At 32.7% G+C, this 14177-nt stretch carries 14 protein-coding genes; 9 read left to right on the top strand and 5 right to left on the bottom strand.

From position 1 onward, the window contains the following. Positions 1-34: 34 nt before the first annotated feature. A complete protein-coding gene (locus EAH81_RS02025; protein WP_140503182.1) occupies positions 35-1264 on the bottom strand; it encodes an HD domain-containing protein in 1230 nt (409 codons plus the stop codon). 221 nt (positions 1265-1485) lie between these two features. Between EAH81_RS02025 and EAH81_RS02020 the strand changes: the two genes are divergently transcribed. From EAH81_RS02020 to EAH81_RS01995, 6 genes are all read left to right on the top strand, one after another. After that, a complete protein-coding gene (locus tag EAH81_RS02020; RefSeq protein ID WP_140503180.1) occupies positions 1486-3039 on the top strand; it encodes a bifunctional response regulator/alkaline phosphatase family protein in 1554 nt (517 codons plus the stop codon). A 162-nt stretch (positions 3040-3201) separates the two neighbouring features. Continuing rightward, entirely contained in the window at positions 3202-3609 is a 408-nt protein-coding gene (gene tsaE / locus EAH81_RS02015; protein WP_140503177.1) for a tRNA (adenosine(37)-N6)-threonylcarbamoyltransferase complex ATPase subunit type 1 TsaE, read from the top strand. A 25-nt stretch (positions 3610-3634) separates the two neighbouring features. Then, the gene (locus tag EAH81_RS02010; protein ID WP_140503174.1) at positions 3635-4135 is read left to right on the top strand and encodes a hypothetical protein; all 501 of its coding nucleotides are present in this window, start codon (positions 3635-3637) and stop codon (positions 4133-4135) included. Then, complete coding sequence (locus tag EAH81_RS02005; RefSeq protein ID WP_140503172.1) at positions 4136-4609, top strand: GNAT family N-acetyltransferase; 474 nt, start codon at positions 4136-4138, stop codon at positions 4607-4609. 82 nt (positions 4610-4691) lie between these two features. After that, complete coding sequence (locus EAH81_RS02000) at positions 4692-5891, top strand: alanine dehydrogenase (protein ID WP_140503170.1); 1200 nt, start codon at positions 4692-4694, stop codon at positions 5889-5891. A 36-nt stretch (positions 5892-5927) separates the two neighbouring features. Further along, positions 5928-6314, top strand: coding sequence for a DUF4258 domain-containing protein (locus EAH81_RS01995; protein WP_140503168.1), 387 nt, complete (start codon positions 5928-5930; stop codon positions 6312-6314). Between the two features lie 133 nt (positions 6315-6447). On the opposite strand, the gene EAH81_RS01990 is transcribed toward EAH81_RS01995, so the two are convergent. Further along, a complete protein-coding gene (locus EAH81_RS01990; protein ID WP_140503166.1) occupies positions 6448-7119 on the bottom strand; it encodes a uracil-DNA glycosylase in 672 nt (223 codons plus the stop codon). Between the two features lie 110 nt (positions 7120-7229). Between EAH81_RS01990 and EAH81_RS01985 the strand changes: the two genes are divergently transcribed. Then, positions 7230-9395 (top strand): endonuclease MutS2, encoded by a 2166-nt coding sequence (locus EAH81_RS01985; protein WP_140503164.1) that lies wholly within the window; start codon positions 7230-7232, stop codon positions 9393-9395. Between the two features lie 407 nt (positions 9396-9802). Beyond that, on the top strand, positions 9803-10216 hold the full coding sequence (locus EAH81_RS01980; RefSeq protein ID WP_140503162.1) for a thiol-disulfide oxidoreductase DCC family protein: 414 nt from the start codon (positions 9803-9805) through the stop codon (positions 10214-10216). Positions 10217-10611: 395 nt separating this feature from the next. Here the strand turns inward: EAH81_RS01980 and ettA are convergent, their stop codons facing one another. The 3 genes from ettA to holA all read right to left on the bottom strand — a co-directional run bounded on the left by ettA (position 10612) and on the right by holA (position 13630). Further along, positions 10612-12303 carry an energy-dependent translational throttle protein EttA gene (gene ettA, locus EAH81_RS01975; protein WP_140503160.1) on the bottom strand — a complete coding sequence of 564 codons (1692 nt, stop codon included), beginning with the start codon at positions 12301-12303 and terminating at the stop codon, positions 10612-10614. Between the two features lie 73 nt (positions 12304-12376). Beyond that, positions 12377-12559, bottom strand: coding sequence for a CAL67264 family membrane protein (locus tag EAH81_RS01970; RefSeq protein WP_140503158.1), 183 nt, complete (start codon positions 12557-12559; stop codon positions 12377-12379). A gap of 66 nt (positions 12560-12625) precedes the next feature. Next, positions 12626-13630, bottom strand: coding sequence for a DNA polymerase III subunit delta (holA, locus tag EAH81_RS01965; RefSeq protein WP_140503156.1), 1005 nt, complete (start codon positions 13628-13630; stop codon positions 12626-12628). Positions 13631-13729: 99 nt separating this feature from the next. Here holA and EAH81_RS01960 point away from each other — a divergent pair, with 99 nt between their 5' ends. Beyond that, complete coding sequence (locus EAH81_RS01960; protein WP_140503154.1) at positions 13730-14176, top strand: type I restriction enzyme HsdR N-terminal domain-containing protein; 447 nt, start codon at positions 13730-13732, stop codon at positions 14174-14176. Position 14177 lies beyond the last annotated feature (1 nt).

Raw genomic sequence — 14177 nt, 5'->3', positions numbered from 1 at the left:
CAAAAATATAAAAAATAGATTTTAAATGTTAATTTTAGATAAGTTGTTTTGGGAAACAGATGTAATATTTTGTCACCAATTTAGATAACGATTTCAAATTCAGCTGATCAGAGGCTTCTACAACATCCTCAATTGTTTTGTCTTTTTTCAAAATTCGTATAGGTTCAGCTTCTTTACTATAGGCTTGATTTTTTATTTTTCCTCTAAAAATAAAATATCCGGCTTCTAATAGTGTAATATGATGTTCGTTAGCAAATTCTTCCTTTAAAGATTGAGATTCTTCCATCGGAATTTTATCTGCACTCAGTTTAATTTTTAGCAAATCTCTGTTAATGATCATTTTACTTAAAGTAGAAAGTATAAAATCATTGTGTTTTTGCCAGGCTTTCAAAGCGCTAATGATATCAAAATCATCCAATTGAGAAAACAAATCAAGCTTTTCTGCATCAAAATCCTCCAAAGCAACTTTATTTTGCATAAAATACAAAAGAGGCTCGCTGCAAGGCAAAGCAACTCCTTTTAAAGTCAATTCTTTAGCTCTTTTTAATACTTTCATCAAAATTAATTCGGCCACCAAACTTGTTTTATGCAAATAAGCCTGCCAATACATCAATCTTCTTGAAAGCAGGAATTTCTCTACGGAGTAAATACCCTTTTCTTCAATAACCAAAGTGCCATCAACTACATTCATCATCTGAATCAAACGCTCAGAATTAACATTTCCCTCTGCAACACCGGTATAAAAACTATCACGTTTTAAATAATCCATTCGGTCCATATCCAATTGACTGGAAATCAATTGCAACATAAATTTCCTGTGATAATCACCTTTAAAAACCTGAATCGCCAAACTCAATCTTCCGTCAAATTCCTCATTCAACTGATTCATAAATAACAACGAAATAGCTTCGTGATTCACATCTTCAACAATACTCTTTTCCATAGCATGCGAAAAAGGTCCGTGCCCAATATCATGCAGTAAAATAGCAATCAGCAAAGCACATTCTTCTTCATTTGAAATTGCAACACCCTTAAAACGAAGTGTTTCAATTGCCTTTTGCATTAAATGCATACATCCCAACGCGTGATGAAAACGGGTATGATTTGCTCCGGGATAAACCAGATACGACAATCCCATTTGAGAAATACGGCGTAAACGCTGAAAATACGGATGCTGAATTAAGTCGTAAATAAGTTCGTTCGGGATGGAAATGAACCCGTAAATGGGATCATTGAATATTTTTAACTTATTGATATGAGTCACTATTTGGTTATTTTTAGATCAACAAATATAAGTAAATAACTATAAACCATTTGGAGTTTTTTACTTAAAAAATAACAATAATATCTACTGACTTTCAAAGCAATACCAAAATAAAAAAAAGATATTACATTAAAATCACAAATCATTATTCTGAAATTTATACTATTTTTAATACTTTTTAAGTTCTATACTTCTAAATTGCATTAAAATAAAATTTGTTTATGGATAAGATAAAAATACTTTGGGTCGATGATGAAATCGATCTTTTGAAACCACATATATTATTTCTGGAGAAAAAAAACTACGCTGTAACTACTTGTAATAACGGCCTAGACGCTATTACTCTATTTGAAGAAGATAATTTTGACATTGTTTTTCTTGATGAGAATATGCCCGGAATGAGTGGTTTGGAAACACTTTCTGAAATGAAAGAGAAAAAATCAGCAATCCCGATGATTATGATCACTAAAAGTGAAGAGGAATATATAATGGAAGAAGCCATTGGTTCTAAAATCGCCGATTATTTAATAAAACCAGTAAATCCAAACCAGATTCTATTGAGTTTGAAAAAAAATCTGGATCATTCGAGATTAATATCAGAGAAAACAACTTTAGATTATCAGAAGGAATTCCGCAAAATCTCAATGGAATTAGCTATGGTCAATTCATTTGAAGATTGGGTTGAACTGTACAAAAAATTGATTTTTTGGGAATTAGAATTAGAAAACATCAACGATCAGGGAATGATAGAAATTCTTGAATCTCAAAAAGTTGAAGCTAATTCGCAATTCGGAAAGTTTATAGAAAGAAACTACGAAGACTGGTTTGCTCCAAAAGCAGATAAACCAATACAATCTCATACCTTATTTAAGGAATTAGTAGTTCCAGAAATTAAAAAGAAAGACAAACCAATTTTGTTTGTTGTCATTGATAACTTACGATACGATCAGTGGAAATCTTTTGAAACAGTGGTTTCTAACTACTATAAATTAGAAAAAGAAGTTCCTTATTTTTCTATTCTTCCAACAGCGACACAATACGCGCGAAACTCCATTTTCTCAGGTTTATTACCAACAGAAATGGAGAAACAATTTCCGCAATATTGGAAAAATGATGTCGAAGACGGTGGAAAAAATCTTTATGAAGCCGAATTTCTTTCGGCTCAATTAAAGCGTTTGGGATTAAATATTAAAGAAGATTATTTTAAAATCACGAATTACGCTGGTGGAAAAAAACTTGCGGAAAACTTCAAAGCCTTAAAGGGCAACGATTTGGTAACCGTAGTTTACAACTTTGTAGACATGTTATCGCACGCAAAAACTGAAATGGAAGTTGTAAAAGAACTGGCTTCAGATGATAAAGCGTATCGTTCTTTGACTTTAAGCTGGTTTAAAAATTCCCCTTTATTAGAAATTATTCAGCAAGCACAGCTTTTAGGTTTCAAATTAATTTTGACCACAGATCACGGTACAATTAATGTAAAAAATCCATCAAAAGTGGTTGGAGATAAAAATACAAGTTTAAATTTGCGCTACAAAACCGGACGTAGTTTAACATATGAACAAAAAGATGTTTATGTCGTAAAAGAACCCAAAGACATTGGTTTACCGGCAATAAATATGAGTAGTTCCTTTATATTCGCTAAGAATGATTTCTTTTTGGCCTATGTAAACAACTACAATCATTATGTGAGTTATTACAGAAATACGTATCAACACGGAGGAATTTCATTAGAAGAAATGATTATCCCGTTTTTGGTATTTAATCCGAAATAAAAAGAGTTTTCAGTCGCAGTTTTCAGTATAAAAAGTTGCCACAAATTTCACTAATTAGCACGAATTTTTTAATAATATTTTTTAATTCGTGAAAATTCGTGAAATTCGTGGCAAAAATAATTTCGCTTTCGCGAAAGACAATCGTACTAAATAATTACAACAATGAATATCGTTTTTTCATTAGATCAGATTCCGGAAGTAGCCGAGCAAATTATAGCTTCAAACCCAAATAAAATTATCCTTTTTAATGGAGAAATGGGCGTTGGAAAAACTACTTTAATCAAACAGCTTTGTAAAAATTTAGGGGTTCAGGATGCAACAAGCAGTCCTACATTTTCTTTGGTAAATGAATACTATACTTCTAACAATCAAATCGTTTATCATTTTGATTTTTACAGATTAAATAGGGAAACCGAAGCGCTTGATATGGGAGTTGACGATTATTTATATTCCGGGAATTGGTGCTTTATTGAATGGTCTGAAAAAATCGCAAGTTTAATTCCCAAAGAACATTCTGTAGTAACGATTGAGTTATTGGCAGATGGAAGAAGAGAGTTAAAATTGGTTTAAAACAAGAACATAGAAATTATTTAATTTGATAAAAAAAGTATTTATTATTAGTCTCTTTTTTGTTTTTAGTTTTTCAAAAGCACAAACAGATAAACTTGAAATTTTAGACAATCTATATATTACTGCCATGAATAGTCGATTTGATTTAATGTTATCAAGTGGCTATAAATACATTGAACCTAATTCAGAAACAGATAGAATTAAAGATAAGTTTAAAGAAAGCGTTTACAAATTCCCAAGTGAAAAAGAAATCTTTAAAATTGCTTACAAAAACAATAAGCAATTAAGAATCTATCGATTGAGTCATAAAATAATTTCAAAAGACACGATTGATATTAATTGTGGAGAAGTTCTTATCACGGTTAAGAAAGGTGTTTTTTTCAATAATGATCTACATTTCAAAAAAATTAATTCAACAATATCTTGTGGCGGAACCAATGGTTATCAACCAGATTTTAGATATGTTTTTTCATTAAAAGAAAACAAATGGATAAACATTAGTGATAAGTATAAATTAAAAGAATAAATGAACCTTCAAAATACAGTAGAAATAATCCCTTTTTCTTCAGATTTAAAAGAACACGTCAAGACCTTAAATATAGAATGGCTTCAGAAGTATTTTAGAGTTGAGGAAAGAGACGAGTACGTACTTTCGAATCCGCAAGAAGAAATTATTGATAAAGGCGGGCTTATTTTCTATGCAAAGTATAATGATGAAATTATCGGAACTGTTTCTTTAATGAAAGTCGACAATGATACATTCGAATTGAGCAAAATGGCAGTTTCTGACAAAGCACAAGGTCTTGGAATTGGAAATAAACTATTGATTCATTGTTTGGCTGTAGCCGAAGAATATGACATTAAAAAATTGCTTTTGTACTCAAATAGAAAACTGCTTCCCGCAATTCATTTATATGAAAAGTTTGGTTTTGTAGAAATTGCTTTAGGAGATGTGAGTTATGAACGAGCCGATATAAAAATGGAAAAAGTAATGACCTAATTATTAAAACAGTATTAGCACAATTTTTACATTGATTTTAAAACTTTTTACGTAATTTGTACTCTTAATATTTGCACAACCCATGTCAATTACCCTCACTCCATTTACGAAACAACAATTGTTGCCACAAGAAGAAAAACTTGAAATTGGCCGATTCAAAAGTGAACTTTTTATAGGAATCCCTAAAGAAACAAGTTACCAGGAACGTCGTATTTGCCTGACTCCGGATGCTGTAAACTCATTGACTTATGAAGGTCACCGTGTTATGATTGAATCTGGTGCCGGAGAAAGCTCAAGTTATTCTGATAAAGAATATTCTGATGCCGGTGCAGAAGTAACAAAAGACACTAAAAAAGTTTTTGGCTGCCCAATGTTGCTTAAAGTAGAACCTCCAACATTGGCTGAAATCAAAATGATTAATCCCGAAACGATTATTATTTCGGCTATTCAGTTAAAAACTAAAAAGAAAGAATATTTTGAAGCTTTGGCTCAAAAAAAAATAACCGCACTTGCTTTTGAATATATAAAAGACGAAGACGGTTCGTATCCTGCAGTAAAATCATTAAGCGAGATTGCCGGAACAGCATCTATACTTATTGCAGCCGAATTAATGATTACGGATGAATTTGGAAAAGGACTTTTATTTGGTAATATTACGGGCGTCCCTCCTACTGAAGTCGTGATTTTAGGCGCTGGAACTGTAGGTGAATTTGCTGCTAAAACTGCCATTGGATTGGGTGCAAACGTAAAAGTTTTTGACAATTCCATCACTAAGTTACGTCGTTTACAAAATAATCTAAACCAACGAATCTTCACTTCAACTGTTCAGCAAAAAGCATTATTAAAAGCTTTAAGACGTTGTGATGTCGCTATTGGTGCGATGCGTGGAAAAGAACGCTGCCCTATTATAGTTACAGAAACTATGGTCGAACACATGAAAAAAGGCGCCGTAATTGTAGATGTAAGTATTGATACTGGAGGTTGTTTTGAAACCTCAGAAGTTACAACACACGAAAAACCTACTTTTATAAAAAGCAATGTTTTGCATTATTGCGTACCAAATATTCCGTCAAGATACTCTAAAACCGCCTCATTATCAATTAGTAACATCTTAACTCCTTACCTACTTCAGATAGCTGAAGATGGCGGATTAGAAAGTGCTATAAGATGTAACAAAGGTCTAAAAAACGGAATTTATTTATACCACGGAATCCTTACCAATAAAGCAATTGGCGAATGGTTTGATTTGCCTGATAACGATATTAATTTACTTGTATTTTAAGGGAACTTTAGTGTACCTTTGCAAAAATTTTATTTCATGAAGTTCGTACATCGTTTTGCATATTATTTGATTGGTTTGATTATGGGATGCTTTTTTGTAGCCCTTGTTTTTAGTGGAAAAGACACTCGTTGCAATTACTTTCCGAACGCCAGAGTTCTGAATAATTTAAGGACAAAACCTTTCCAATATTCTCCTGCGGCAATTCAGACTTTAAATGAAAAATGGGTTGATACTACAGATATTAAAAACACATTGACTTATGGAGATGTTGATTTTGATCAAAGTAATGTTCCATTCAAAAAAGGAAAATTATACATCATAGAAGGAAAAACAGTTAAAAACCAAGAGATAATCCTTAAAGTAATTAACTATGAAAATAAAGCGATTCTAGACGAGATTGTTAAGAAACCTATCGAAAAATAAAAAAAAATAATAGCTTTTTTTGTCATTTCGAGGAATGAGAAATCACATCCAGAGAGCAACGAACTGTAAATCCGTTATGTGATTTCTCGTTCCTCGAAATGACAAGATTGTGTTGTAAATATGGCTTAAACCCTTATAACCACTCTATTTCTTCAATTCCTTTAGATTTTAGAAAGTCATTTGTTTGACTAAAATGTTTATTCCCGAACCATTTTCCCTGATTAGCACTCATTGGTGAAGGATGTCCTGATTCTAGAACAAAATGTTTCGAGCGATCGATTTTTAATCCTTTTTTCTGAGCAAAACTTCCCCATAATAAGAAGACGACATTTTCTTTTTGATCAGAAATAGCTTGAATTACAGCATCTGTAAAAAGATTCCATTTCAGATGTTTGTGACTATTTGGGCTGTCTTTACGAACTGTTAATGAAGCGTTTAAAAGCAAAACACCTTGTTGCGCCCATTTTTCCAAATTACCGGAAGCTGGCATAAAAACAGCATCTAAATCATCGTTTAATTCTCTAAAAATATTACGCAATGAAGGCGGAATTTTAACTGAATCATTCACAGAAAAACTCAAACCATTGGCTTCGCCTTCTCCATGATAAGGATCCTGACCAATAATGACTACTTTTAGATTTGCAAAAGAGCAATTATTAAAAGCAGAAAAAATCAATTCAGCCGGAGGATAACAAGTATGAGTTTGATATTCAAGATCTAAAGCCAACATCAATTCCTTGAAATAAGGCTTTTGAATTTCATCTTTTAAAACTGATTGCCACTCTGGAGAAAGATTGATTTCCATTTTACTAAATTTTATAACAAATTACGCAAAGTTTTTTTCAAAGTACTAATTAATAGTTCTATTTAGTTTTAAAACTTTGTAACTTTGAACTTTACAACTTACGATATATAATGATATCCATCACCGAAAAAACATTACAAGATTTACAATTTCCAACAGTACTTGAAACCATTTCAGCGGGCTGCAATACGGATATTGGAAAAGAAAAAGCTTTACAAATAATCCCTTTTAGAGACAAAGAAACTTTGATGCAGGCTTTGATGCAAACATCAGAATATGTTTCGTCTTTTCAAAATAACAACGCAATTCCTAATCATGGATTTGACGCTATAACACACGAAATCAAATTTTTAGCAATTGAAGACAGCTTTCTTGAAGTAGGAAGTTTTAGAAAAATTGCAACCCTTTCGTCAACATCAAATTTCTTACTGAATTTCCTTAAAAAATTCGATGATTATTATCCAAATCTAAACGCCAGAGCCTCAAGAGTTGAATATACAAAAGACATTGTAACCTTAATTGATGCCATTGTAGACAAATATGGCGAAATAAAAGACAACGCTTCTCCCGCTTTATTAAGCATTCGCCAGAATATGAATATTGTTCGCGGCAAAGTAAACCAAAGTTTTGGAGTCGCTCTTTCTCATAACAATAGTCTTGGATATCTCGACGATATTAAAGAAAGTTTTGTTCAAAACCGTAGAGTTTTGGCTGTTTTGGCAATGTATCGCCGTAAAGTAAAAGGCTCTATTCTAGGAAGTTCAAAAACAGGAAGCATTGCTTATATAGAACCAGAGGCAACATTGCAATATTCTCGTGAATTAGCTAATCTTGAATACGAAGAAAAAGAAGAGATTACCAGAATTCTAAAACAATTATCAAATCAGATTCGTCCATATTTACCTTTGTTGATTGAGTATCAGGAATTTTTAAGTGATATAGATGTCGTTGCTGGAAAAGCGAAATATGCGAATAGAATAAACGGAATCTTACCAACAATTACAGAAGAAAGAAGATTATTTTTCAGAGAAGCCTATCATCCGATTTTGTATTTGAACAACAAACAAAAAAATGAAATCACACATCCGCAAACCATTGAATTAAAACAAGATAACCGAATCATTGTAATTTCCGGGCCAAATGCTGGAGGAAAAACAATTTCGCTTAAAACAGTTGGTTTATTGCAATTGATGTTGCAATCCGGTATGTTGATTCCGGTGCATGAACGAAGTGAAACTTTCTTGTTTGACAGAATTCTAACGGATATTGGAGATAATCAATCTATTGAAAATCATTTAAGCACCTATAGTTACCGATTAAAAAACATGAATTACTTCTTGAAGAAGTGCAACAAGAAAACCATGTTTTTAATTGATGAATTTGGTACAGGTTCTGATCCCGAATTGGGTGGCGCGTTAGCCGAAATCTTTTTGGAAGAATTTTACCATCGTGAAGCTTTCGGAATTATTACAACGCATTATTCCAACTTGAAAATTCTGGCTAACGAATTGCCTTTTGCTACAAATGCAAATATGATGTTTGACGAAAAATCATTGGAACCAATGTATAAGTTAGCATTAGGTCAGGCAGGAAGTTCCTTTACTTTTGAAGTGGCTTTGAAAAACGGAATTCCTTACGGATTAATCAATCGCGCCAAAAAGAAAATTGAAGTTGGCAAAGTTCGTTTTGATAAAACAATCGCAACGCTTCAGAAAGAGAGATCGAAACTCGAGAAAACTTCTATAAATCTAAAAGAAGAAGAAACGAGAGCCCGTGAAGAAGGTAAAAAAATGGAAAACATCAATGTAAAAATCAAACAAAAACTGGAAAGCTATCAGGAATTGTATGATAGCAACCAAAAGACGATTTACATTGGTCAGAAAATTGAAGATATCTCGGAGAAATATTTCAACAACAAAAACAAGAAAGAACTCTTAGGAGAATTTTTGAAAATTATTGAAATTGAAAATTCAAAACGTAAAAAAGCAACTCCAAAAGAAGCCAAAGCTATAATCGAAAAGAAAAAAGAAGTTATTGCTGAAGTTTCTGTTCAAGTAGAAGAAATTCGAAAAGAGAAAAAAGAAAAGAAACTCAAACCTATTATCGAAAAACCAAAACCAGTTTTGAAAGTTGGTGATCGTGTAAGAATGGTGGACGGAAGATCTGTTGGAAGTATCGATTCCATCGAAAAAAATAAAGCAACGGTAAATTACGGGATTTTTACTTCGAAAGTAAGTTTGGATGAATTGGAGTTCGTTGAAGCTGGAAAGAAGTAAGTTTTCAGTTTTCAGTCGCAGTTTTCAGTGTTTAAAAATGCGAAAATTGATCAAAAATTAAAATAAAGCGATTTAAGAAAATATTTTAAAAAAGATAATCACGAAGATGAGTATTTTTTTAAAACGGCTTAAAAATAATCTATGAAAGTTGTTTTTGATTCGTAAGATTTATTGATTTTTTATTTTTGATAGTTAAAATCAATAACTGTAATTATTGCTTATTTGTCATTTCGAGGAACGAGAAATCTCCGCAAGAAGCTCGACAAAGATTGTATACTCGTTGCGGAGTTACTTGCGGAGATTTCTCGTTCCTCGAAATGACATACTTCGCGCAAAGCTTTGTCAAAGTTTAAAACTTTAACAAAGCTTAGAAAACTTGAAACCTTAAACTTGAAACTTTTTTCAAAATGCAAGACCTTCCAAAAAATAAAAAAATTATCCTCTTCGATGGTATTTGCAATTTATGCAATAGCGCTGTTCAGTTTGTGATCAAACATGATAAAAAAGATGTTTTTAGATTTGTAGCTTTACAATCAGAATTGGGAATTGAAATCTGTAACTTTATTGGCATTGATCAAAATAAAATTGACAGTATAATTTTGTATAATCCCGGTGTGGCGTATTATTATAAATCTTCGGCCGCGATTGAAATTGCAGAAGAACTCGGAGGAATTTATAGTTTGGTTTCTGTTTTAAAAATATTTCCTGAAAAACTCCGAAATTTTGTTTATGATTATATTGCCAAAAACCGCTACGAATGGTATGGCAAAAAAGAAAGCTGTATGATTCCTACTCCGGAATTGAAGGCTAAGTTTTTATGAGGATTGCCCCACAGATTTTGCGGGTTAAACGGATTAACGCAGATCTTATTCTCATTTTTGTCATCAAGAAATAAAGATTTTTGTGAAACCTAATGCCTTAGCCCTGATAGAAGCGTTATCCTTTTATTTTTTTTCTTTAGAAAAAATAAAAGATACAAGCGGATAGCAGGAAATAGCTCCAAAAAATTTAAGTCTAATAAATCTTTTTTACGCCAATCTTGTCATTTCGACGGAGGAGAAATCACACACGAAGCTCCGTCCCTAACTTCACCAATCTTTGTCGATTCCTAGTGTGATTTCTCCTCCGTCGAAATGACAACAAAACAAAAATCCCAAATTCAAAATCTGTTACAATTTGGAATTTGGGATTTTTGAATTGAAAATTTTTAGAATTATTATCTAATTAACTTTCTGTATTTCAAACGTTTTGGAGTTAAATCACCACCTAAACGTTTCTTTTTATTTTCTTCATATTCAGAGAAACCTCCTTCAAAGTAATAAACTTCTGAATCTCCTTCGAAAGCCAGAATGTGGGTACAAATTCTATCTAAGAACCATCTGTCGTGCGAAATAATAACGGCACAACCGGCGAAATTCTCCAATCCTTCTTCTAGTGCACGAAGTGTGTTTACATCTAAATCATTCGTTGGCTCATCCAGTAAAAGGACATTTCCTTCTTCTTTCAATGTCATCGCAAGGTGCAAACGGTTACGCTCACCACCTGAAAGCATTGAAACTTTTTTGTTTTGTTCTCCGCCACCAAAGTTAAAACGTGATAGATAAGCTCTCGAATTTACTTGCCTTCCGCCCATCATAATTAATTCCTGACCATCGGCGAAATTTTCCCAAATAGATTTATTTGGATCAATATTAGAGTGAGATTGATCTACGTAAGCGATTTTCACTGTTTCTCCTACTAAAAATTCTCCACTATCCGTTTTTTGTTCTCCCATAATCATTTTGAAAATGGTTGATTTACCAGCACCATTTGGTCCAATAATTCCAACAATTCCGGCTTGTGGTAAAGTGAAGTTTAAGTTATCGTACAATAATTTGTCTCCAAAAGCTTTGGCTACATTTTTAGCTTCAATAACATTTGTTCCCAAACGTGGACCGTTCGGGATATAGATTTCCAGATTTTCATCCAGTTGTTTTTGATCTTCGTTTAATAATTTATCATAATTCTGTAAACGCGCTTTTTGTTTCGTCTGACGGCCTTTTGCTCCCTGACGAACCCAGTCAAGCTCACGCTCTAATGTTTTTCTACGTTTTGAAGCAACTTTTTCTTCTTGCGCCATACGGGTTGATTTTTGGTCTAACCAAGAAGAATAATTTCCTTTCCAGGGAATTCCTTCTCCTCTATCCAACTCAAGAATCCAACCAGCAACATTATCCAAGAAATATCTATCGTGCGTTACCGCAATTACAGTTCCTGCATATTGTGCTAAATGCTGCTCTAACCAAAGTACCGATTCAGCATCTAAGTGGTTGGTAGGCTCATCCAGAAGCAATACGTCCGGTTGTTGCAATAACAAACGACATAAAGCCACACGACGACGCTCACCTCCCGAAAGGTTTTTGATAGGCGTATCTCCCTCCGGAGTACGTAAAGCATCCATTGCGATTTCTAGTTTAGTGTCGATTTCCCAAGCACCAAGAGCATCAATTTTGTCTTGCAAAGCTGCCTGACGATCCATCAACTTATCCATTTTATCAGGATCGGAATAGTTTTCTTCAAGACCGAATAAATCATTGATTTGATTGTATTCTTCTAAAACTGCCATAGTTTCAGCAGCTCCTTCGCGAACAATTTCGATAACTGTTTTAGAATCATCAAGAATAGGCTCTTGCTCTAAATAACCAACCGTGTAACCTGGTTGAAAAACAACATCTCCCTGATAATTTTTATCTACTCCTGCAATAATCTTTAAAAGAGAAGATTTTCCAGAACCATTAAGTCCAAGAATACCAATTTTAGCTCCGTAAAAGAAACTTAAATAAATATTTTTAAGCACTGGTTTGTCTGCTCCCTGATAGGTTTTACTCAATTTTTGCATTGAGAAAATTACTTTCTTATCGTCTGACATTCTATTTATTTTTAATTAATTATTTTTTTTATTTGTATTGCAATTGATCCTTGCAATTGATATTGAATAAGGATTAAACTCTACCTTTCAATGCATTAAAAACCCAGGCATTGGCTAGAAAACCAACTCCAACGGCTACAAATCCCCAGCCTGATACGTCACTGTATCTAAAAGCTCCAAGACCTATAAGTAACAATCCCATAAGTATCATTATAAAAGTAGCCCATCCTAAAACGGTATTTTTATTCATTCCCATAATTGTGATAATTATTTTTTAATGTGATTTATTTTTAGAAGTGCAAATATCGTGAATTTTCACGGCTTAATTAAATATTTTATAAAGCATTTCTTTTAACAAATCTGACTGTGGTAATGCATTAGCTCCTACACCTTTACTTTTAACATCAACATCACGCAAAGCCCCAATGATTTGACTCACTTTCCGCATTGGATAATTCTTTATTGCCAAATCGTATTCCTTTAGAAAATAAGGATTTACGCCAATTGCAGCAGCAACATTTTTAGGGTTTTTATCTTTTAATCCGTGATATTTTAAAAGCTGTACAAAAAAGCCGAATACTAATCCGGTTGTCATTACCAATGGATATTCTTTTGGATTGTGTGCAAAATTTTCTGCAATTTTATACGCTTTTAGCTGATTACGTTCTCCAATTGCTTTACGAAGTTCAAAGACATTGTAGTCTTTACTGAAACCAATATTTTCCTCAATATGTTGCGGCGTAATTACGGTTCCTTGTGGTAAAATAATTTGTAATTTCTCTAATTCATTATTTATTTTACTCAAATCTGTACCTAAAAACTCCACCAACATGGCATTTGCTTTAGGGTCAATTGTGTATTTTTTCCCCGCAAGGACACGTTTTATCCAATCACCAACCTGGTTTTCATATAGTTTTTTACTTTCATAAACAATTCCGTTTTGAGCTAGTAATTTGGTTACTTTTTTACGTTTGTCAAGCGTTTTGTATTTATAACAAAAAACAAGAACCGTTGTTGCCATCGGATTGTTAACATACGATTCTATTTTATCAATTGTTCTTGATAAATCCTGTGCTTCTTTTACAATAACAACCTGACGGTCAGCCATCATAGGATAGCGCTTGGCCGTTGAAACAATATCTTCTATAGAAACATCTCTGCCATAAAGTACGGTTTGGTTAAAACCTCTCTCCTCTTCAGAAAGGATATTCTGCTCAATATATTCTGACAATTTATCAATATAATAAGGCTCCTCACCCATTAAAAAATATATTGGTTTGATATTTCCGGCTTTAATATCGTTAACAATTTTTACAACTTCATCCATTCATTTTAGTTTTCAGTATTCAGTATCAGTAAGCAGATTAATATAAAAAAATAATTACCTATTTTTTAAATTGACTAATTTTCAAATTATCTTTGTACTATGCAGCAATTAAATTTTCCTACTTATACTTTCCGATTCAAAAATAGCGAAAATAAAGTGTCTATTTTTGATGAAATCAGGAAAAAATTCATCATTCTTACCCCCGAAGAATGGGTTCGACAACATGTTGTTCATTTTTTGATGAATGAAAAGAAATACCCAAAATCACTTATTAATGTAGAAAAAGTTCTAACTGTCAATGGATTGCGAAAACGATATGATGTTGTTGTCTTCAATTCTGATGGTTCTATACATATATTAGTAGAATGCAAAGCACCTGAAGTAAAAATTTCTCAGGCAACTTTTGACCAAATTGCCCGTTATAATATGACAATGCAGGCACGATTTTTGAATGTAACGAATGGTCTCAGCCATTTTTATTGCCAAATGGATTTTGAAAACGAAAAATACCAGTTTTTAAGAGACTTACCGGATTATACAAGATAAA

The organism is Flavobacterium pectinovorum (assembly GCF_006438875.1).
GTDB classification, from domain to species: Bacteria; Bacteroidota; Bacteroidia; order Flavobacteriales; family Flavobacteriaceae; genus Flavobacterium; species Flavobacterium pectinovorum_A.
The sequence above is the reverse complement of the archived record's forward strand: the minus strand, read 5'-3'. Positions and strand labels throughout refer to the sequence as shown.